Source organism: Nonomuraea sp. NPDC050680, from assembly GCF_040654555.1.
Classification (GTDB): Bacteria; Actinomycetota; Actinomycetes; order Streptosporangiales; family Streptosporangiaceae; genus Nonomuraea.
In genome coordinates this window covers 262,416-282,164 of the sequence record NZ_JBFAIF010000007.1, presented here as the reverse complement: position 1 = coordinate 282,164, position 19,749 = coordinate 262,416, and the positions used below count along the sequence as shown (strand labels likewise).

Annotated in this window: 19 protein-coding genes; 9 read left to right on the top strand and 10 right to left on the bottom strand. The window is 69.4% G+C overall.

Annotation, left to right across the window (positions count from 1 at the left end; all coding sequences use genetic code 11):
• Positions 1–56: 56 nt before the first annotated feature.
• The 3 genes from AB0H88_RS25665 to AB0H88_RS25655 all read right to left on the bottom strand — a co-directional run bounded on the left by AB0H88_RS25665 (position 57) and on the right by AB0H88_RS25655 (position 3,609).
• Positions 57–848, bottom strand: a complete 792-nt coding sequence (locus AB0H88_RS25665) for an ASCH domain-containing protein (protein WP_357648522.1) — start codon at positions 846–848, stop codon at positions 57–59.
• Positions 838–1,074, bottom strand: a complete 237-nt coding sequence (locus AB0H88_RS25660) for a hypothetical protein (protein WP_357648521.1) — start codon at positions 1,072–1,074, stop codon at positions 838–840. Before AB0H88_RS25660 ends, AB0H88_RS25665 begins: the two co-directional genes overlap by 11 nt.
• 468 nt (positions 1,075–1,542) lie before the next feature.
• Positions 1,543–3,609: a DNA topoisomerase IV subunit B gene (locus tag AB0H88_RS25655; protein WP_357648519.1), complete on the bottom strand. Its 2,067-nt coding sequence runs from the start codon at positions 3,607–3,609 to the stop codon at positions 1,543–1,545.
• Positions 3,610–3,897: 288 nt separating this feature from the next.
• Between AB0H88_RS25655 and AB0H88_RS25650 the strand changes: the two genes are divergently transcribed.
• A complete protein-coding gene (locus tag AB0H88_RS25650) occupies positions 3,898–4,128 on the top strand; it encodes a hypothetical protein (protein WP_357648517.1) in 231 nt (76 codons plus the stop codon).
• A 112-nt stretch (positions 4,129–4,240) separates the two neighbouring features.
• Here the strand turns inward: AB0H88_RS25650 and AB0H88_RS25645 are convergent, their stop codons facing one another.
• On the bottom strand, positions 4,241–4,936 hold the full coding sequence (locus tag AB0H88_RS25645) for a GNAT family N-acetyltransferase (protein WP_357648515.1): 696 nt from the start codon (positions 4,934–4,936) through the stop codon (positions 4,241–4,243).
• A gap of 226 nt (positions 4,937–5,162) precedes the next feature.
• On the opposite strand from AB0H88_RS25645, the gene AB0H88_RS25640 reads away from it, so the two are divergent.
• A complete protein-coding gene (locus AB0H88_RS25640) occupies positions 5,163–5,642 on the top strand; it encodes a transposase (protein ID WP_357648513.1) in 480 nt (159 codons plus the stop codon).
• A complete protein-coding gene (locus AB0H88_RS25635; RefSeq protein ID WP_357648512.1) occupies positions 5,636–6,370 on the top strand; it encodes a peroxide stress protein YaaA in 735 nt (244 codons plus the stop codon). Before AB0H88_RS25640 ends, AB0H88_RS25635 begins: the two co-directional genes overlap by 7 nt.
• Here the strand turns inward: AB0H88_RS25635 and AB0H88_RS25630 are convergent.
• Positions 6,360–7,181 carry an NAD(P)H-binding protein gene (locus tag AB0H88_RS25630; RefSeq protein ID WP_357648510.1) on the bottom strand — a complete coding sequence of 274 codons (822 nt, stop codon included), beginning with the start codon at positions 7,179–7,181 and terminating at the stop codon, positions 6,360–6,362. The two genes, AB0H88_RS25635 and AB0H88_RS25630, sit on opposite strands and share 11 nt — an antisense overlap.
• 78 nt (positions 7,182–7,259) lie before the next feature.
• Positions 7,260–8,666 (bottom strand): MFS transporter, encoded by a 1,407-nt coding sequence (locus AB0H88_RS25625; RefSeq protein ID WP_357648508.1) that lies wholly within the window; start codon positions 8,664–8,666, stop codon positions 7,260–7,262.
• Positions 8,667–8,759: 93 nt separating this feature from the next.
• Here AB0H88_RS25625 and AB0H88_RS25620 point away from each other — a divergent pair, with 93 nt between their 5' ends.
• The gene (locus AB0H88_RS25620; protein WP_357648506.1) at positions 8,760–9,224 is read left to right on the top strand and encodes a MarR family transcriptional regulator; all 465 of its coding nucleotides are present in this window, start codon (positions 8,760–8,762) and stop codon (positions 9,222–9,224) included.
• Between the two features lie 59 nt (positions 9,225–9,283).
• Here AB0H88_RS25620 and AB0H88_RS25615 read toward each other — a convergent pair whose 3' ends face one another.
• The 3 genes from AB0H88_RS25615 to AB0H88_RS25605 form a co-directional block, all read right to left on the bottom strand.
• A complete protein-coding gene (locus tag AB0H88_RS25615) occupies positions 9,284–10,930 on the bottom strand; it encodes an RNA polymerase sigma factor (protein ID WP_357648504.1) in 1,647 nt (548 codons plus the stop codon).
• A gap of 242 nt (positions 10,931–11,172) precedes the next feature.
• Positions 11,173–13,266 (bottom strand): SpoIIE family protein phosphatase, encoded by a 2,094-nt coding sequence (locus tag AB0H88_RS25610; protein WP_357648502.1) that lies wholly within the window; start codon positions 13,264–13,266, stop codon positions 11,173–11,175.
• Positions 13,267–13,460: 194 nt separating this feature from the next.
• The gene (locus AB0H88_RS25605; protein ID WP_357648500.1) at positions 13,461–14,030 is read right to left on the bottom strand and encodes an HhH-GPD-type base excision DNA repair protein; all 570 of its coding nucleotides are present in this window, start codon (positions 14,028–14,030) and stop codon (positions 13,461–13,463) included.
• A gap of 154 nt (positions 14,031–14,184) precedes the next feature.
• Here AB0H88_RS25605 and AB0H88_RS25600 point away from each other — a divergent pair, with 154 nt between their 5' ends.
• The 5 genes from AB0H88_RS25600 (at position 14,185) to AB0H88_RS25580 (ending at position 18,760) form a co-directional block, all read left to right on the top strand.
• A complete protein-coding gene (locus AB0H88_RS25600; protein ID WP_225288959.1) occupies positions 14,185–14,409 on the top strand; it encodes a hypothetical protein in 225 nt (74 codons plus the stop codon).
• 123 nt (positions 14,410–14,532) lie between these two features.
• Positions 14,533–16,065: a hypothetical protein gene (locus AB0H88_RS25595; RefSeq protein WP_357648645.1), complete on the top strand. Its 1,533-nt coding sequence runs from the start codon at positions 14,533–14,535 to the stop codon at positions 16,063–16,065.
• 261 nt (positions 16,066–16,326) lie between these two features.
• Entirely contained in the window at positions 16,327–17,082 is a 756-nt protein-coding gene (locus AB0H88_RS25590; protein WP_357648498.1) for a 5-oxoprolinase subunit PxpA, read from the top strand.
• Positions 17,079–17,783, top strand: a complete 705-nt coding sequence (locus AB0H88_RS25585) for an allophanate hydrolase subunit 1 (protein WP_357648496.1) — start codon at positions 17,079–17,081, stop codon at positions 17,781–17,783. The genes AB0H88_RS25590 and AB0H88_RS25585 overlap by 4 nt, the downstream gene beginning before the upstream one ends.
• Entirely contained in the window at positions 17,780–18,760 is a 981-nt protein-coding gene (locus AB0H88_RS25580; protein ID WP_357648494.1) for a biotin-dependent carboxyltransferase family protein, read from the top strand. Before AB0H88_RS25585 ends, AB0H88_RS25580 begins: the two co-directional genes overlap by 4 nt.
• On the opposite strand, the gene AB0H88_RS25575 is transcribed toward AB0H88_RS25580, so the two are convergent.
• Positions 18,729–19,577, bottom strand: a complete 849-nt coding sequence (locus tag AB0H88_RS25575; protein WP_357648492.1) for a PhzF family phenazine biosynthesis protein — start codon at positions 19,575–19,577, stop codon at positions 18,729–18,731. The two genes, AB0H88_RS25580 and AB0H88_RS25575, sit on opposite strands and share 32 nt — an antisense overlap.
• Positions 19,578–19,749: the final 172 nt, after the last annotated feature.

Genomic DNA, 19,749 nt, shown 5'->3' with positions numbered 1-19,749 from the left:
CGATGGCCCGCGCGCGGTGTGTGGGCCATCCTCGTGGTGAGGGCAGGACGCTTGTCTCACGCGGTGACGGGTTCGATGAGCTCGATCTCGATGGCCAGCACGCCGAGCGCTTCCTTTTCCGGGCCGTAGATCCGGCGGATGTTGGCCAGTTGCTGCTCACGGGGGCTGTCGGGGTTCACGTTGGCGGCGCCTTCGGAGTCGAGCATCTCTTCGAAGCTGGTGTAGCGGGCGACGCGTTTGACGCGGGTGAGGGCGTCGTCGCGGCCGCAGACGAAGCGGATGCGGTCTCCAGCGGCGAGGTTGCGCAAGTTGGGGTATTGCACACGGACTTCGATGGTCTTGCGCCCGGTGGCGACCAGGTCGAAGTAGCGGCGGTAGAGGTTCATCTCGCGGGCGCGCACGCCCGTGGAGCTCGCGGGGCGGGCGGTCATGATGCGATCCAGTTCCTGGGTGGTGTAGCTGCGGTAGAAGTGTTTGGGGTCGGTGAGCATCTTGCCGACCAGCCAGACCATGGCGTCGACGAAGGAATCGGTGTCGCCGGGCCAGGTGGTGATGTCCAGCATCCAGTCGCGGGCGCCGGGCGGCGGCGGTATCTTGCCGTCGCGGATCAGCGATTTGGACAGTTTGGCGCCGGTGTCGGTGAGCACCATCGGGGTGAAGATGCGCGGCGGTGGGGCCAGGCCGGGCAGCAGGGCGAAGGCTTCGTCGACAAGCTGGCAGCCATACGCCCAGTCGCCGCCCTTGACCATGACCGGCAGGGTGACCGGGTCACGCATGGCCATGCGTTCCTTGACCAGGTTCCGGTACAGGGTGGCCAGATCCAGGTAGCAGCCGCCGTCAGCGGTCACGCTGGTGGAGTAGGGGCCGTGGTCGGTGCAGACGGCGAAAGTCCAGGGCCTGGGCGCGGCTGGCCCGGTTCTCGGCGCGGGCGCGGGCTCGCACGCCGGGCAGGGCTAGCAGGGCAGGCCCGCACTGCGGGGCGCGGATCGGCATCCCAGCACGCAGCAACGCCCGCACCTCGGCGGACAAAGCGTCGTCGGTGACGAGGCCCCGAGTCGCGCTCGTAACTGTCATGGCTTCAGCATCCCGCGATGCCCATAGAAAGCCCAGCATTATGCCCAGAAAATGCCCAGCGTGCGGCCCAGACTAGTGAGAGGAGGCGAACAGAGCCGCCGAGCAGAGCGCTGAGGGCATGGGCGAGCTCGGGCGCGCTGAGTTGAGCGGCCTGAGTAAGGCCCTGAGGGCTGAACCGGCCTGGGCAGCCTCGAAGCTACGACTCTGAGGAACGGGAGCTGGCTGAACGGGCCTGGGCGGCTCTGAGGCGTGCTGGGCAGGTCCTGGGTGCGCTGAATGGCTCGGCGGGCCATGCTGCGGTCTGTTGAGCATCAGGGACTCAACCACACGGAAGCCACGGTCAACCATGCGCACGTCACGGCGCCCGACCCGCTCCACCGGAGGAGCGTGCCCCTGGACAGACCCCAGCCCGCTACGGCGTCTGGGGCTTACCGTGCCTGCCGTAAAAGAAAGCCCAAAAAAGATGATTCAGGCGTCAATATGGTCGCGGTCGACTTCGGCGGCGCTGTTGACGATGAACTCGCGGCGCGGAGCCACGTCGCTCCCCATCAGCAGGCTGAAGATCCCCTCCGCCGTCTCCGCGTCCTCGATGCGGACGCGGCGCAGGATGCGGTGGCGGGGGTCCATCGTGGTCTCCGCGAGCTGGTCGGCGTCCATCTCGCCCAGACCCTTGTAGCGCTGCACCGGGTCCTTCCAGCGCCGGCCGCGTCGCTCCAGGTCGCGCAGCACCTTCTGCAGCTCGGCGTCGGAGTAGCAGTAGATGTACTTCTCCTTGCCCCGGCCGGGGTTGGTGAGCTCGATGCGGTGCAGCGGCGGGACCGCGGCGAACACCCGGCCCGCTTCGACCATGGGCCGCATGTAGCGGTGGAAGAGGGTCAGCAGCAGGCAGCGGATGTGGGCGCCGTCGACGTCGGCGTCGGCCATCAGGATGACCTTGCCGTAGCGGGCCGCCTCGATGTCGAAGGAGCGGCCGGAGCCCGCGCCGACCACCTGGATGATCGCGGCGCACTCGGCGTTCTTGAGCATGTCGCTCACGGACGCCTTCTGCACGTTGAGGATCTTGCCGCGGATCGGCAGGAGGGCCTGGAACTCCGAGTCGCGGGCCAGCTTGGCGGTGCCCAGCGCGGAGTCGCCCTCGACGATGAACAGCTCGCTGCGGTCGATGTCGTCGCTGCGGCAGTCGACGAGCTTGGCGGGGAGCGCGGAGTTTTCCAGGGCGCTCTTGCGGCGCTGGTTGTCGCGGTGCTCGCGGGCCGCGATGCGGGCCTTGGCCGCGGCGACGATCTTCTCCAGCACGGCGCGCAGGGGCTGCTTGTAGCCGCGCGGCGGATTGGCGAACAGCTCCTTGAGCTCGCGGGAGACCACGTGGGAGACGATGCGGGTGGCCGCCGAGGTGCCCAGCACCTCCTTGGTCTGGCCCTCGAACTGCGGCTCCGGCACCCGAACCGTGACGACTCCGGTCAGGCCCTCGGAGATGTCCTCTCCCCTGACCGGGTCGTCGCCGTTCTTCAGCAGACGGGTCTCGCGCAGCAGTTCGTTGATCGTGCGGGCCAGGCCGCGTTCGAAGCCGGTGAGGTGGGTGCCGCCTTTGGGGGTGGCGATGACGTTGACGAACGAGCGGACGGTCGAGTCGTAGCCCTTGCCCCAGCGCACGGCCACGTCGACGGTGAGCTCGCGCTGCACCTCGGTGGGCGTCATGTGGCCCTGGTCGTCGAGCACCGGGACGGTCTCGTGGAAGTGGCCGACTCCCTGCAGGCGCAGCACGTCGCAGACGGCCTCGTCGCGGGCCAGGAACTCGGTGAACTCGGAGATGCCGCCGTCGAAGTGGAACTCTTCTTCGGCCCGCTCCTCGTGCCTGCTGTCGATCACGGCCAGGCTCAGGCCGGGGACCAGGAAGGCGGTCTGGCGCAGGCGGACGTGGATCTCGTCGAGCGAGACCTCGGCATCGGGCAGGAAGATCTGCTTGTCGGCCCAGAACCGCACTCTGGTGCCGGTGACCTGCTTGGGCAGCTTGCCGCCGTCGCGCATGCCGGACTTCTTCTTGAACTTGGCCTTCGGGCCGTCGCCGTCGAAGATGCCGGGAACGCCGCGGCGAAAGCTGATCTCGTGGATCTGGCCGTGCAGGTCGACCTCGACGTCGAGGCGCTCGGACAGGGCGTTGACCACGGAGGCGCCCACGCCGTGCAGGCCGCCGGACGCGCCATAGGCGCCGCCGCCGAACTTACCGCCGGCGTGGAGCTTGGTGTAGACGAGCTCGACACCGGCCAGGCCGCTCTTGGGCTCGATGTCGACGGGGATGCCGCGGCCGTTGTCACGCACCTCGATGGAGCCGTCGGGGTAGAGCTCCACCTCGATGCGGCTGCAGTGCCCGGCGAGCGCCTCGTCGACGCCGTTGTCGACGATCTCCCAGAGGCAGTGCATGAGCCCGCGGCTGTCGGTTGACCCGATATACATGCCAGGGCGCTTGCGGACCGCTTCCAGCCCCTCAAGCACCGACAGGTGGCGAGCCGTGTAACCCGCCTCCACTAGCGTCACTCCGGCTCCCTGCGTCTAAGCGTCGAACGTCTAAGTCTCGAACGTCCAAGTGTCGAACTAGGCATCGAACATGTGTGCGTAGCCTATCGTTCTTCCCCTACGCACGCGTACAAGCTTGCCATGACGGCAGGTTTGGTGTTACCAGGCGGCGGCTCTCCATCACTTCCGGCCACATTCTGCTCTCGGCGTAGCCGGGCAGTGATTGGGAACGTCCACGTCCGGTTAGATGTTGTCCAAGTGACTGACGCCAGATCCTCGCTTCGGCGAGGGTGACCCGAAAGGCGATACGTGACTGGAGCTCTCGCCCCCGTTAAGCCGCTGACGGCCCTCGACCGTTGCGACCGTTGCGGCGCCCAGGCCTACATTCGCGCGACCCTGCCTGTGGGTGGGGAGCTGCTGTTCTGCGCTCATCACGGGCGTCAGCACATAGCAGCGCTCCGCGATAAGGGCGCCGACATCCTGGACGAGTCTGCTCGGCTCAGCGAACCCGCAACAGTGGCCCCCAACGACGAGCGCTAACCGGCGCTGGTCGTGATGAGATAACAACATATTGCACGAAGCGGAACGGCGATCCCGGCAGGCCCGGGACCGCCGTTTCGTCACGCCTCAGGCCGTCTCACCTCACGCGGCCCTACTTCACTCTGTAGTGGTAGCGGGCCCGCGCCTCGAAGCCCTCGCTTCGGTACAGGGCCTGGGCCGCCTCGTTGGGCGCGGTGGTCACCAGATAGGCCGTACGCGCCCCACTACGCCGTACGAGAGCACGCAACACGCTCCTGGCCAGCCCACGGCGGCGAGCCCGGGGCAATGTGGCCATGCAGTAGATCCCGATCGTCTCCCCCTGCGGCACACCTCGGCCGACGGCGACGGCCCGACCGTCCTCCTCGACCGCGGCGTACAGGGCGGGCACCCCTCGGCAGATCCGCTCAGCCGCCTCGACGCCCTCGGCGTAGCGCCCGTCCACGGCCCACCAGGTCTCCAGCCATCCCGGCCAGGGCCGCTCCTCCACCCGAACCTGACGAACAGGATCCGGCACGCCGTCCCCCACCATGATCACGGTTGGATCGACGACCCCATATCCCCGGGCGGCCAGCTCGTCGTCGAGTCCCGGCATCGCCCCCACTCCAACGGAGAACACGCTCCGCTGCCCCTTCTCGGCGTAGAAGGCCTCGGCCGCCTCGATCGCGCCGGCGAGATCGGCGGGCCGCCCCAGGGCGAGCACGGAGTTCGCGCGTTTGGTCACGCCACCGGCGTAGCGAAGGATCCAGCCGTCGTACGTCCGCTGCTCATAGGCAGGCCAGGCTTCATGAACAAGCAGGTCAAAGTCCATTCGCGCACCTTACCCAACCAGCTGGACCTGATATGGAGGCGGCCAAGGACGCCTGCGGTCACCTCCGATGGCGTGGTGCTGCCCGGCCCCGCCTTGGCCGGCCCGATCGGCGGCAACGGCCACGTCCGCACCCTGCGGGAGCGACGCCACCGCCAACGCCGCCGGCTCCAAAAGAAGGGCACTCCGGCGGCACGGCGGGTGCTGCGCCGCCTGTCCGGGCGTGTGGATGATGACCGACCTCAACCACCAAATCTCGACGTTTGTGGTGCGTGAAGCCGAACGCACCGGCCGTGGCGTCGCCCTGGAGGATCTGCAGGGCATCCGCGGCCGGGTAAGGGCTCATCGGCTCCAGCGGCGCACCCTGCACAACTGGGCGTACGCCCAGCAGATCACCTTCACTCGCTACAAAGCCGCCCGCGCCGAAGTCGCCTTCGTGCTGGTCGACCCCGCCTACACCTCGCAGGCGTGTCCGGAGTGCGGGTGCGTGGCCAGGGCGAACAGGCCGGCGCGGGGCCGGTTCGTCTGCAAAAGGTGTGGCCTCGCTGGGCACGCCGACCACATCGCGGCCCGCAACATCGCCACAGGCGGCGCCGCAGGCTGGGCTGCCATCAACCAGCCACAGCTACGGGCCTCCCTTCAGCCAGACGGGACCGCGAGAGCAAACCACCGACAACTGGCGGTAGTTGATTATGCTGTGGCGTGCTGATTTTGTTGCCACCCTCGGAGGGGAAGGCCGGGGAGGGCAGCGGTCCTCCCTTGGGAGAGCTTTCGTTCCCCGCCCTGGACAGACCGCGCAAACGCGTACTGACCGCGCTCATGAGAGCGTCCAAACGGCGTGACGCCCTCGACGTCCTCGGCCTGTCGCCCGGCCTGGCAGGCGAACTGGCCAAAAACCTGGAGCTCCAAACCGCTCCGGCCCTCCCGGCGGCCGATCTCTACACCGGCGTCCTCTACGAGAAGCTCGGTCTCGGCACCCTGACGGACGAAGCCAGGAAGCGGGCCGAGGAGTCGGTGCTCATCTTCTCCGGCCTTTGGGGCGTGTTGCGGATCATCGACCGCATCCCCCCGTACCGGCTGTCGATGGGGGTGAGCCTGCCGGTGCTGGGCGGGCTGGCCGCCTTCTGGCGACCCACAGTGTCCAAAGAGCTGGAGCGCCTGGACGGGCTGGTGGTCGACCTGCGTTCGGCCACCTACGCGGGAGCCTGGCAGCCCGGGGAGCGGTCTGTGGCGGTACGGGTGTTCCGCGATGGCAAGGTGGTCAGCCACATGGCGAAGGCGACCCGGGGTGAGATCGCCCGCACCCTGCTGGAGACCGGGGCGGATTCCGCCACACCCGGCGAACTGGCCGCGCTCCTCACCGGCCACGGCCACGCGGTCCAGCTGATCGAGCCCACCCGCCCCAGCCGCCCCTGGACCCTCGACGTCAGCCTGTGAAGTCAGCCAGATGGTCCGCCGCCCAAGCCGCGAACGTACGGCCGGGGCGGCCGATCAAACGCTCGACGTCTGTGGTGATCTCGACCGGCACGCCGTCGTTGGACTGCCACCAGTCCAGCAACGGCTCGGCGAAGTGCTCCGGGATGTAGTCCGCCATCTCCGCCTTCCACTCCTCCCGCGTGACGTTCCTGATGGTGATGTCCCTGCCGGTCGCGTGGCCGAGGATGCCGATCTGCTCGGCGAAGGTGATCGATTCAGGCCCGGTCAGCAGGTACGGTCGGCCGCCCAGAGCCGGGTCGGTGAGCACGGCGGCGGCCACCTCGGCGATGTCGGCCTCGTGGATGGGGTCGTTGTGCGAGTTGGGGTACGGCAGGCTCACCGGCTCGCCGGCCTTGACGGGCCAGGACCAGGCCAGGGCGTTGCCGGCGAACGAACCAGGACGCAGCAGCGTGCTGCGGAAGGGCGCGGCGGTCAGGGCGCGCTCCACGTCCAGGTGGGACTTGGCCAGGGGGCTGGCCTCGGGGTCAGGGCCGAGTACGGAGGAGGACGACAGGAGCACGATGTGCTCGACTCCGGCCGTGGTCGCCTCCTTGACGAAGGCGTCGATGTGCGACGCTTCGGCGTACAGGAAGACCGAGGTGATGCCGGCCAGGGCGGCGGGGAACGTCGCGGGGTCGCTGAGGTCGCACGTGGTGATCGACGGGTCGCCGGGCTGGCGGGAGGCCGGGCGGACGGGCAGACCGCGTCGGCGCAGGATGGCGATGAGCTCACTCGCGACGGCGCCACGAGCGCCGGTAACAAGGGTAGTCATATCGGGATATGCCTTTCTGATGATGGATCTGAGCTTGCTGATGATGGATCTGAGTTTGATGAGCTTCGTGCGGGCTATTCAATGGCGGCGCGGCTGGGCCTTGCGCGGTAGGAGCCACACCAGGCCGCAGCAGGTGATCACGGCGGCGACCACGACGAGCAGGCTGCCGGTCGCGGCCTCCGCCTGGTTGCCGGTACGGAAGTAGACGGTGGTCACGGCCGCGGCGCCGATGGCGTTGGCCAGCTGCTGGACCGCGGAGAGCGATCCGCTGGCGCTGCCGGCCTCACGCGGGTCGATGTCGCCCAAGGTGACGTCATAGATGGTGCCGAAACAGGTGCCCATGCCCAGCCCGATGACCAGCGCCGCGAGGACGAGCGCCCAGGTGCCGTCCACGACCCCGGAGACGACGGCCAGCAGCCAGCTGGTGCCGATCAGCGCGACGGTCAGGCCGATCGTGATCAGCGTGCGGCCGAACCGGTCGATGAGCCGGTGGCAGGCCACCGAGGCGATGACGATGCCCACTGCCACCGGGGCCAGGCCGAGCGCCGCCTGTACGGGCGTGAAGCGCAGGCCGTACTGCATGAACAGCACGAGCACGTACAGGAGGCCAGACACCGCGGCGAAGAAGACCATGCCCAGGACCAGGCCGGCGGTGAAGCCGCGGTTGCGCAGGAGCGACGGCTCGATCAGCGGGCTTGCGGCGGTGCGCTGGCGTAGGCAGAACAGGCCGAAGAACACCAGCCCAGCGGCCAGGCACAGGATCGGGAGGAGCGTCCACCCGTGGGCCGAGCCGTCGATCAGGCCGTACAGGAGGCCCACCATGGTCACCGCCAGCAGCCCGGCACCAACACCGTCCACCCCAGATCCTCTGGAGCGATCATGATTGGCGTCGGCAGGCAGGAGCCGGGTGGCGGCGACGAGCGCGGCGCCCCCGAGCACGATGTTGATCAGGAACATCGTGCGCCACCCCAGCCCGAACAGATCGGCCTCGATCAGAAAGCCCGCCACCACCGGCCCCCCGACCGAAGAGACGCCAAGTGCGGGAGCGAACACGCTGAAGGCCTTGCCAAGCTGATCACGGGGAAAGACGACCCCCAGGATGCCGAACCCCTGGGGGATCATCAGCGCCCCGAACCCGCCCTGCACCAGCCGGGCACCGATGAGCACACCGGGGCTTGCCGCCAGCCCGCAGGCGACGGACGCGAGCGTGAAGCCGGTGATGCCGAGAAGGAAGAGGCGGCGACGGCCATACCGGTCGCCGAGCCGCCCGCCGACCACCAGCAGGACCCCGAGCGCCAGCGCGTACGCGGCGCCGAGCCACTGGATCAGGGCCGCTCCCCCGCCGAGGTCGGCCGCGATGGTGGGGGCGGCGACGTTGGTGATCGTCGCGTCGAGCAGGTCCAGGACGGCGGCGGCGATGATGACGCCCAGGACGGCCCACCGCCGGTCCGCCTGGACGGGTGAGGCGCGGATGAGTGCGGACATGCGGGTCCCCTCGATAGAATGCGTACGTGACACAAAGAGTGCGCCATGCAAAGATTGCGCGGCGCACATAAATATGAGGTACGGAGCAGCCTGGTGTCAACCCGAGCGGAAACGCTGAAGCAGATCATCGACGAGAGCCAGCGGCACTATGCGGCATATGTGCTTTTCAATCAGGCGCTGGCCGACCATCTGGGCATTCACTCGACAGACCTGCAGTGCGTGGCGCTGCTGGATCTGGAGGCCGGACCGGTGAGCACCGGGGAGATCGCCCGTCTGACGGGCCTGACGCCCGGCTCCGCCACCCGCCTGGTGGACCGGCTGGAGAAGGCCGGTCTCGTCGTACGGCACACCGATCCGGCGGACCGCAGGCGGGCGCTGGTCGCCCTCGCCCCCTCGGCCCAGGCCAGGATCGGTGCCGCCTGGGAGACGCCGGGCAAGGCGTTCGCCGAGGTGATGGAGACGTACTCGGACGCGGAGCTGGCCGTGATCGCGGATTACCTGCACCGGGCCAGCGCTGTCGGCCGCGCCCAGGCGAAACGCCTCAACAAAGAGGCATGAAAAGCACCTGGCCCCGCACAGCCGGAGCTGTGCGGGGCCAGGGGTGAAACGATCTACCGTTAGTCCAGGTAGTCGCGCAGCACCTGGGACCGGGACGGATGACGCAGCTTGGACATCGTCTTCGACTCGATCTGCCGGATGCGCTCACGCGTCACCCCGTAGACCTTGCCGATCTCGTCGAGTGTCTTCGGCTGCCCGTCCGTGAGGCCGAACCGCATCGACACGACGCCCGCTTCCCGCTCCGACAATGTGTCGAGAACGGAGTGCAGCTGCTCCTGGAGCAGCGTGAAGCTGACGGCGTCGGCCGGCACGATGGCCTCGGAGTCCTCGATGAGGTCACCGAACTCGCTGTCGCCCTCCTCACCGAGGGGGGTGTGCAGCGAGATGGGCTCGCGACCGTATTTCTGGACCTCGACCACCTTCTCGGGGGTCATGTCCAGCTCGCGGGCCAGCTCTTCCGGCGTGGGTTCCCGGCCGAGGTCCTGCAGCATCTGCCGCTGAACCCGGGCCAGCTTGTTGATCACTTCGACCATGTGGACCGGGATGCGGATGGTCCGCGCCTGGTCGGCCATGGCCCGGGTGATCGCCTGCCGGATCCACCACGTGGCGTAGGTGGAGAACTTGTAGCCCTTGGTGTAGTCGAACTTCTCGACCGCGCGGATCAGGCCGAGGTTGCCCTCCTGGATCAGGTCCAGGAACAGCATGCCGCGCCCGGTGTAGCGCTTGGCCAGCGAGACCACCAGACGGAGGTTGGCCTCCAGCAGGTGGTTCTTGGCCCGGCGGCCGTCCTCGGCGATCCACTCGAGCTCGGCCCGGACGTCGACCGGCAGACCCTCGGTCTCGCCGCCGCCCAGTTGCTCCTCGGCGAACAGTCCCGCCTCGATGCGCTTGGCCAGCTCGACCTCCTGCTCGGCGTTGAGCAGGGGGACCTTGCCGATCTGCTTGAGGTAGTCCTTGACCGGGTCGGCGGTGGCGCCGGCGGCGGCCACCTGCGCGACCGGCGCGTCATCGTCGTCGTCGGAGAGGATGAGGACTTCGTCCTCGGTCTTCTCCTTGGCGGCGACGACTGCCACGTCGGCGGTCTTGGGCTCGTCCTCGGTGTCGTCGTCGGTGTCGCCCTCGGTCTCGGAGTCGTCCGCGGCGACGATCTCCTCGTCCTCGACCTCGATGTCTTCGAGGTCCTCGAGGTCGACATCCGCCTCGAGCTCGACGTCCTCGTCGTCGTCGACGCCCTCGGGGCTCTTCGGCTTGGTCTCGGCAGGCCCAGCGCTGTCTGGCTTGGCCTTCTTGGCGGGCACGGCCGCCTTCTTCGCCGCCGGAGCGGCCTTCTTGGCAGGAGCCGCCTTCTTGGGGGCGGGCTCGGCTTCGGCGGCGCCCACGACCGCGGTCACGGTCTCAGGCTGCTGCTCTTTGGCGGCCGCTGCGGCCTTGGTCTTGACGGGGGCAGCGGTACGGCGCTTTGCTGGACCACGAGACTTTTTCGGCGCAGCCGAATCCGCGGCGGTCACCACCACGGTCACGCCCTCTTTACTGAGGTTCCGCAAAAATGCGGCGGCGTGCGACATGGGGATGTCCGCCTCCTCGAAGGCCTGACGGACATCCTCAGACTCGAGGAAACCCTGCGAGCGCCCACGCTCGAGCAGTCGCTGAATGACGGGCTCGTTCAGCTCTTGTGGCTTCGAGCGAGTCGAACTTGCAGGCGACACGAACACCTCTCGAACGAACGCGTGGCGACTATGGACCCAGATACCCGCTGGGGGGCTGTTGCCTCTCTCGGAGAACGATGCGGCCGTGCGGATCGCGACGGACCTGTCCAGCATTCTGGCACGACCACGCACTCCATACGGCCACCTCCCGGCGGTTGACCTCCACCCTAGGCCGAGCCAGACAGTAGTGCGTACGTAAGCGCGGCACTGATACCCGAAAGCAACCCTTATGACTGATTCATTCAGTCACTCTTCGTGGCGGGCGGCACATGGATAGCCAGGGCGGTAACGTCATCATCCTGTTCATATCCAGACAACATCCGGTCAACCAGGAAGTCCAGCAACATGTGCGGACTACTGACCACCTCAGGCGGCGCTTCGGTCACAACACTGCAAAGCTCTGCGAGTCCTGCGTCCAAACCGCGTTTCCGGTTCTCCACCAAGCCGTCTGAATAGAGCACGGCGGTGTGTCCCGGCGGCACCACGAACCGGAACTGCCGGCGGCTGGTCGGCCAGCCCAGCGGCGTGCCCGGCTCGACGTCGCCCAGGACCGCGGTGCCCTGCGGGGAGACCAGGACGGGCGGCGGATGGCCCGCCAGGGCCAGCGTGCCCTCGCCGGTGACGGGCTCGACCACCATGTAGGCGAGGGTCGTGACCTGCTCTTCCTCTTCGGTGGCGTCGAAGACCCGGTCGAGGCCGGTGAGCACGGCTGCGGGCGGCGGGTTGGTCAGCGCCAGGGCGCGCATGGCGTTGCGGATGCGGCCCATCCCCGCCGCGGCCTTGACGCCCTTGCCCATGACGTCGCCCACGACCGCAGCGACCCGGCCGTCCTGCAGCACGAAGGCGTCATACCAGTCGCCGCCGACCTGGACGTGGCGGCTGCCCGAACGGAACCGCTGGGCCAGCACCAGGCCCTTGATCACCGGCAGGCGGTCGGGCAACAGGCTGCGCTGGAGCGTCTCGGCGGTTTTGTGCTCGCGTTCGAACAGCGTGGCCCGCTCCACGGCGAGCGCGCACTGCCCGGCGAGCGCCTCCAGGAAGACGCCGTCCTCCTGGGAGATCTTCTGCGGCCTGGTGAAGGAGAAACGCAGCGCGCCCAGCGCCCGCCCGGCCGCCAGCAGCGGCAGCCCGACCCAGGCTCGCTCGTCACTGTGCGTGAGATAATTGGTCAGCACCTGCTCGTCGCCGCCGGCTTCGAGAAGCTGGGATTTCAGCCTGTCGGGCGACTCGGCGAAGACCGGCCGACGGCTGTTGACCGCCATGGTCATCACGCTGGAGGAGGAGAGCGGAATCTCCTCGCCGAGCGTGTCGGACGCCTCGGGGACGCCCTCGCCGTTGATCAGCTTGAGCGCGGCACGGTCGGGGTCGAGCAGCGCGACCGCGGAGCGGTCCGCGGCCAGGGCGGTGCGGCCGACGTCGATGATGACCTGCACCACCTGCTCGACGGTGAGCGCCTCGGCCAGCTGGGCGGTGGCGCCCTGCAGCCGCGCGGTGCGCAGGGCCGCGGCGCCGAGCTGGTCGGTCAGCCTGCCGCGCATCTCCTCGGCCTCGCGCTGCGGCGTCACATCGGTGTTGGCGCCGACCCACTCGACGACCCTGCCGTGCCTGATGATGGGTACGGCCCGCACCTCGAAGTGGCGGTAACCGCTGGCCCGGGTGCGCACGCGGTAGTTCCACTCGAACATGGTGCGGCCGCGCAGCGCCTCCTTCCAGGCTTCCTCGGTCTGCTGGCGCTCCTCCGGATGCACGGCCTCCAGCCAGCCCAGGGCGAGGTATTCCTCCAGCCCCTGGCCGGTGATGGCACGCCACTGCGGCGCGTCCTCCACCACCGTGCCGGTCGGCGAGGTGATCCAGACGAGCTGCGACTGCGCCTCGACCAGCGAGCGGTAGCGCTCCTCGCTGCGCCGCAGGTCCTCTTCGACCTGGCGGCTCTCGGTCACGTCGAGACCGATGAGCGCGATCGCCCGCAACTCACCCGCGTCGTCGTGCACCGGCGAGAACGACAGCGACCAGTGCCTGGTCTCCCCCTCGGACGAACGCACGCGTACGCGGCTCTCGGTGACCGGAGAGTCGCTCTCGGTGACGGCCTGGACCGCATGGGTGATGAGCTGGCTGAGGTCGGCCGTGAGCGTCTCGGCGGGCGCGCGGCCGACGAGCCGCTCGGCGGGTACGCCGACGACCTCGGTGAACACGTCGTTGACCAGTTGTACGTGGCCCGCGGCGTCGAAGAACGCGAAGGCGAACTCCGCCTCCGACAGCATGCCCTTGAAGAGGGCGGAGTCTGAGATGTCCACATCCGACTCCCGGGGACGGGGAACGGAGGTCTCGGCGCTCATGGTCGGCACCTCCGTCGCGTGCCAGGGTCTCCCACGCGGCACATCTCCATAACTGTGTATCGGCGTAGCGCAGCTCCGGGCGACCGGATTCTGCAGTACATCATCGGCGATGGGCAGGCGCGGACGGAAGCCCCGGCCGCCATACGGTCAACGCATCCTGTCAAAATCGCTCCACGTTGCGCAGCAAGATCAGGCTACTTGGCCTTGGCCGCGCGCTTGGCCTCCTGCTTGGCGGCCCGAACGCGACCCAGTGTGTCGGCGTCGACCACATCCGCTACCGAACGCAACGACCCCTCCTCGCCATAGGGTCCGGCCGCCTCGCGCCATCCTGGCGGTTGAACCCCCATTTGCTTGCCGAGCAATGCCAAAAATATCTGAGCCTTCTGCTTGCCGAAGCCGGGAAGTCCCTGGAGCCGGTTGAGCAACTCTTTGCCGTCGGCCGCGTCACTCCAGACCCGCTCGGGATTGCCGTCATAGTGCTCCACGAGGTAGGCGGCCAGCTGCTGGACCCGGTCCGCCATCGCTTTGGGGTAGCGGTGCACAGCCGGTTTGACGGCCAGCAGCGCGGCGAACTCCTCGGGGTCGCGAGCCGCGATCTCGTCCGCGGTGAGGTCGTGCCCGAGGCGTTCGGAGATGGTGTGAGGCCCCGTGAACGCCCATTCCATCGGGATCTGCTGATCGAGCAGCATGCCGACGAGCAGGGCGAGCGGACTTCGGCGGAGGAGATCGTCGGCCTCCGTCCGCTGGGCGAGCTGGATGCGCATGGGAACAGCTTCGCACGAATGCGGTTCCGAAGAAGCGAACACAAGCGTTGTGGAGGCTTGACACTCAGCCGAGAAAAGATGAAATGGGAGCGCAAGTCGCCCTGCATCCATTCCCTGGGGGTTTGCCCCGGGGCTCCAGAGGAATCTCACATCTATGCTCGCTCTGGCCACACGCTTCCTCAGGGAGCCGGTCAGTCTCAGGCTGGCCGAAGAGTTCCTGACCATACCCGTGGACACCATCGACCGCTGCGTGTCCGACGTCTGCGCCTGCGCGCAGCACCTCGGCATCTCCCCGACACCCGATGTCATCGAACGCATCGCCCGCGAACATCTGCTGGCGATCGTGAACTCCGCACCGCCGCCCCGAACTCCCCGATAACATCGGGGTCACCAGGCCGCGTTCTACGCACCGTTTCGGCCTGGAATGCGAGAGAGTGAGGGCGTGCGCCGACACCGACGAGATCCCCGGGAGAGCACCCCGCCAGACGATGTGTTCAAGGAGATGGTGCAGGCGGCTCGCGAGCTGCTGGCCGTGCGCAGCCCCCTTGACGCGGAGCTGATGGTCTCCGACATGATCGGAGCCTGGTGGGGCAGGCGCGTCAGGGGTGGTGACGTCGAGCAGGTGCTCGGCGAAGGTCTGGTCGACTACGCCGCCAAGGCCGGCACCCCGGCGTCGCTGACACTGCTCATCTGCCTGGCCTATCTCGGCACGGCCCGCCAGGGCGCCAAGGCGGAGGGCGCGGCGCTGGCGATGATGGAGTCGGGCGTGGCCCGGCCCGGCTGGGCCGAGCGGGTCGGCGCGGTCAAGCCGACCGGTTGCTACGTCTCCCGCGACGCCTATGGCGACCAGGACACCGTGATCTGCACGTTCGGCTACCGCTGGAGTGAGAGTCCCCGCGACGAGCGGGCGGGCGGCGAGGCGCGGGTGACCGTCGAGCGCGAGCAGGACCGGCACGCGCTGGTCATGGTCGTCGACCACAACATGTTCGGCATGGCGCGCGACGCCTGGGTCTCCTCCCAGGTCGACACGCTGCTGGACAAGGCACGCGTCGAGGCGGCCGGCAACCCGATGCTGCTGTTCGAGGAGATCGAGCCCCAGCAGGCCAGGGCGCTGCTGGAGTCGGCCATGAAGGCCACCAGGGAGCCGAAGACCCCGCCGCCGGTCAGCGACAGCTACAGCGCCTACCACGCCTTCGCCCGCGCCCGGCTCAAGGCCCTCCCGCCGGGCCGCAAGCGCCCCGCTCCCCTGCACATCGAGGCTCCCTACAGCCGCGAGCGGCGGGCGATGCTGGCCGCGGAGTTCCTCGCCTCCGACGCGGCCGAGCACCTGTCCGACCCGTCGGCGGCCTCGCGGTGCGCCGACCACATCATCGACTACGGCTGCGAGCAGGACTTCAACCGGCCGCTGCGGGTGAGCCCGACCAAGTGCGAGACGTTCCTGCTCGACTGGCTGCCGCGCAAGGTGATGTTAAGCGTGGCCGAGCAGGAGGCCATGCCGCACGTACTGTCGGCGTGGATCCGCTTCGCCGCCCGCCGCACCGGCCTGCCCGACACGGGGCTCAAGGACACGCTGGACGCCGTGTGGGAGGCGACCGGCAAGTTCCCGGAGGCGTACCGGGATCCGACCTCGTTCGGCCTGGACCGGCCGCTGCTGGAGCGGCTGCTGCCCGATGGCGACCTGTCGGCGCTGGCCAGGCGGGCCTTCGCGTTCCCGTTCTTGCAGGGCGTGCACGGCGGCATCGACCTGGACGCGCTCAACCCGGCCGACGAGGCCGACCGGCGCATCCTCCTGGAGATCGACCACGTCGGCGCCATCGACGAGGAGCACCTGGCCTGGCACGAGGAGATCGCCGCGCGGCTGTGGGACGGGGACCCGCCGCAGCTGTGGGAGGCGGCCCAGCGGCTGCTCGACCTCGGCCATGACCGCCACGACGTGCTGCACGTGCTCATCGAGATCGCCGAGCGCATCGGCGGCGACCCGGACGAGCTCGCCTCCGCCCTCGACGACATCGCCGACATTCCCGACGAGATCTAGCGCGATGTCGGCCTACCCCGCCATTTAGCGCTCCAGGACCGCCCGCCGCGCCATTTAGCGCCCCATGTCCGCCCGCCGCGCCATTTAGCGCCCCATGTCCGCCCGCCGCGCCATTTAGCGCCCCATGTCCGCCCGCCCCGCCATTAGCCCGACGTACGCCCCGCATAGCCAGTTAAGAGCGATGTACGCCCGCCTCAGCGTGGGCAGGCGTCCGTGACCCCGTCGTCGCGCTGTGGTGGCCGCTACCGCCATGATGGGAGCATGGTGATCGACCTCAACGCGGATCTGGGCGAGGGCTTCGGCGTCTGGCGGCTGGGCGACGACCTGGCGCTGCTCGACATCGTCACGAGCGCGAACGTCGCCTGCGGATTCCACGCCGGCGACCCGGTGACGATCAGGCGCACCTGCGCGGCGGCCGTGGACCGGGGCGTGGCGATCGGGGCGCAGGTGTCCTATCGCGACCTGGCCCACTTCGGGCGCAGGGAGATGGACGTCGAGCCGGAGGAGCTCTGCGCCGAGGTGCTCTACCAGCTCGCGGCCGTCGACGGCATCGCGCGGGCCATGGGCGGCCGGGTCTCCTATGTCAAGCCGCACGGCGCGCTCTACAACCGCATCTGCCGCGACGAGGAGCAGGCTGCCGCGGTGATCGAGGCCGTGGCCGACTACGACACCTCGCTGCCGGTGCTCACGCTGCCCGGCTCGGTCGTGCACGGGGTGGCAGCCGCCGAGGGCGTGCCGACGATCATCGAGGCGTTCGCCGACCGCGCCTACACCGCCGCCGGAACGCTGGTCTCGCGGCGCGAGCCCGAGGCGGTGATCCACGACGTCGCCGCGGTCTCCGCCCGCGCCGTGCGGATGGCCGTCGAGGGCCGGGTGACCGCCGTGGACGGCAGCCCGGTGGCGGTCTCCGCCCGGTCCATCTGCGTGCACGGCGACACACCTGACGCGGTACGACTGGCGCAGGCCGTACGCGATGGGCTGCTGGAGGCGGGAGTGGTCCTGCAGGCCTTCGCATGATCCGGCTGGCCGGGGAGCACGGGCTGCTCGTGGAGACCGGGTCGCTGGCCGTGTCGCACCGGCTCGACGCGGTGCTGCGCGCCGCGCGGCCCCCGGGAGTGGTGGAGGTCGTGCCGGGGCCCGAGACGGTGCTGGTGGTGGCGCCGGGGACGGACCAGGGCCGGTTGCGGTCGCGGCTCGACGAACTGCTCGGCGAGGCGCTCGAGCCCGGAGAGCCTGGCGAAGCGCTCCAGTCCCAGGGAGCTGGTAAGGCGGTCGCGTCTCGGGAACCCGAGGTGCTCGACCCCCCGGAGCCTGGCGAGGCTTTGTCCGGGGCCGGGGCGGAGGTCGTGGTCATTCCCGTCGTCTATGACGGAGAGGATCTCGATTCCGTGGCCGAACTGGCCGGGATGTCGGTGGACGACGTGATCGCCCGGCACACCGGGCGGGAACTGGTGGTGGGCTGGCTGGGGTTCGCGCCGGGGTTCGCGTATCTGATCGGGCTGGATCCGACGCTCCACCTGCCACGGCTGGCCACGCCGCGCACGTCGGTGCCCGCCGGTTCGGTGGCGATCGCCGGTCCGTACTCCGCGATCTACCCCACCGCCTCGCCGGGTGGATGGCGGCTGCTGGGCCGTACGGCGACGCGGATCTGGGACGTCGACGCCGAGCCGCCGTCACTGTTCCGGCCAGGGACCCGCGTACGGTTCGAGCCGGCATGATCGAAGTACTCGCGCCGGGCCCCTACGCGACCGTCCAGGACCTGGGCCGCCACGGCTACGCGCACCTGGGCGTACCCCGCTCCGGCGCGGCCGACGAGGCGAGCCTGCGGCTGGGCAACCGGCTCGTCGGCAACCCTGAGGAGGCGGCGGGGATCGAGCTGACGTACGGAGGGGCCCGGCTGGCGTTCCACGCGGGCGCCTGGGTCGCGGTCACGGGCGCACCCTGCCCACTGACCGGGCCTTCGTCCACCACCGTGGGGCCCGGCCCTTCGCCCACCACCGTGGGGCCCGGCCCTTCGCCCACCGACGCGGGATCCGGGCATTCGCCCGTTCCCGTCGAGGCTGGGCGAAGGCCCACTTTGGGGGCTGGGATGAATGTGCCGTTCTGGGTTCCGGCCGGGGGTGAGCTGCGGTTCGGGGCGCCTGTATGGGGGTTGCGGACGTATCTGGCCGTGCGGGGCGGGATCGCCGTCGAGCCGGTGCTCGGCAGCCGTTCCACGGATTCGCTGTCCGGGCTCGGCCCGGCGCCGCTGCGCCAGGGGACCGTGCTCCCGGTGGGCGGCTCGGGGGGGCTGGTGGAGATCTCGGTGGATCTGGCACCCGCCGGGGAGCCGCCGCCCGCCGTGCTGCGGATCGTGCCGGGGCCGCGCGACGACTGGTTCGCGCCGGAGGCGCTCGCCGAGCTCTGCGCCGAACCGTACGAAGTGAGCCAGGACAGCAACCGCGTGGGCGTACGCCTGCACGGCCGCGAGCCGACGCGGGCACGCGAGGGCGAGCTGCCCAGCGAGGGCATGGTGACGGGGGCGGTCCAGGTGCCGCCGAGCGGGCAGCCGATCATCTTCCTCGCCGACCATCCGCCGACCGGTGGCTACCCGGTGATCGGCGTGGTGCGGGCGGCGGACCTGCCGATCGCCGCACAGCTCCGGCCGGGTGACAGCGTACGGTTCACAGCTCGACCTGGCCGACGACACACGTGACGCTGGAGCCGCCCACCCAGACCACCGACCCCTGACCGCCCTCGGGGCTCCGGCCGGTGGTGATGTGGACGCGTCCGGCGCGGCCCAGCACGGTGCCCTGGCCGGCTACGTAGGGGGCGGTGACGCGGCCGGTGCGCAGCAGCCACTGGGCGACCGAGGCGTTCAGGCTGCCCGTCACCGGATCCTCGACCGTACTGCCGTTGACCGGGAAGAACGCCCGCAGCTCGATCGCGAGCGGCGAGCCCTGCGGGTAGGGGCCCACCACGCCCAGGTCGATGTCGATCGGCCCGGGGCGCAGCGCGAGCACCTCGTCCGCGCTTCGCAGCAGCACCGCCACCCAGCCGGGCCCGTTGTCGGCCCACTCGGCGTCGACGATCTCGTCGCGGCCGATGCCCAGCATGCCCGCGATGCGCTCGACGAGCGGCTCGTCCACCGGCCCCGACCGCAGCAGCGCGGGCGCGGCGAACGCCAGCCCGCCGTCCGTTCTGCGCAACGTCACCAGCCCGGCGCCGCACTCCTGCACGACCGTCTCCGGCTCCTTCGGCGCGCCTCCATTCTCCAGCCAGGCGTGGCAGGTGCCCAGCGTGGGGTGCCCAGCGAAGGGCAGCTCGCTCGTCGGGGTGAAGATCCGCACCCGGTAGTCGGCGCCGGGAGCGGTGGGGGGCAGGACGAAGGTGGTTTCGGACAGGTTCGTCCAGTGGGCGAACCGCTGCATCTCCTCGGTGCTCAGGCCATCGCCGTCGAGGACCACCGCGAGCGGGTTGCCCTGGTATGGCGTGGCGGTGAAGACGTCGACTTGGCGAAAGGTGCGCAACATCCCTCCAGTATCCCCAGCCTCCTTAGGGCGGCCATTCATGGCCACAGGTGCGGCGGAAACGGTCCGGGCATAATCTGATTGATGACGGCTCAGTCCTGACGGCACGGTGATCACGAAAGCCTGAGCCGCTGGAGCAGTCATGACTGAGGTGGCATCGCACGTCGGCGTGCGT

Coding starts and splice junctions, on each gene's coding strand:
- AB0H88_RS25660 (WP_357648521.1), bottom strand. CDS start 1,074: ATGACAGTTACGAGCGCGACTCGGGGCCTCGTCACCGACGACGCTTTG.
- AB0H88_RS25645 (WP_357648515.1), bottom strand. CDS start 4,936: ATGGACTTTGACCTGCTTGTTCATGAAGCCTGGCCTGCCTATGAGCAG.
- AB0H88_RS25640 (WP_357648513.1), top strand. CDS start 5,163: ATGATGACCGACCTCAACCACCAAATCTCGACGTTTGTGGTGCGTGAA.
- AB0H88_RS25630 (WP_357648510.1), bottom strand. CDS start 7,181: ATGACTACCCTTGTTACCGGCGCTCGTGGCGCCGTCGCGAGTGAGCTC.
- AB0H88_RS25625 (WP_357648508.1), bottom strand. CDS start 8,666: ATGTCCGCACTCATCCGCGCCTCACCCGTCCAGGCGGACCGGCGGTGG.
- AB0H88_RS25610 (WP_357648502.1), bottom strand. CDS start 13,266: ATGAGCGCCGAGACCTCCGTTCCCCGTCCCCGGGAGTCGGATGTGGAC.
- AB0H88_RS25605 (WP_357648500.1), bottom strand. CDS start 14,030: ATGCGCATCCAGCTCGCCCAGCGGACGGAGGCCGACGATCTCCTCCGC.
- AB0H88_RS25600 (WP_225288959.1), top strand. CDS start 14,185: ATGCTCGCTCTGGCCACACGCTTCCTCAGGGAGCCGGTCAGTCTCAGG.
- AB0H88_RS25595 (WP_357648645.1), top strand. CDS start 14,533: ATGGTGCAGGCGGCTCGCGAGCTGCTGGCCGTGCGCAGCCCCCTTGAC.
- AB0H88_RS25590 (WP_357648498.1), top strand. CDS start 16,327: ATGGTGATCGACCTCAACGCGGATCTGGGCGAGGGCTTCGGCGTCTGG.
- AB0H88_RS25585 (WP_357648496.1), top strand. CDS start 17,079: ATGATCCGGCTGGCCGGGGAGCACGGGCTGCTCGTGGAGACCGGGTCG.
- AB0H88_RS25580 (WP_357648494.1), top strand. CDS start 17,780: ATGATCGAAGTACTCGCGCCGGGCCCCTACGCGACCGTCCAGGACCTG.
- AB0H88_RS25575 (WP_357648492.1), bottom strand. CDS start 19,577: ATGTTGCGCACCTTTCGCCAAGTCGACGTCTTCACCGCCACGCCATAC.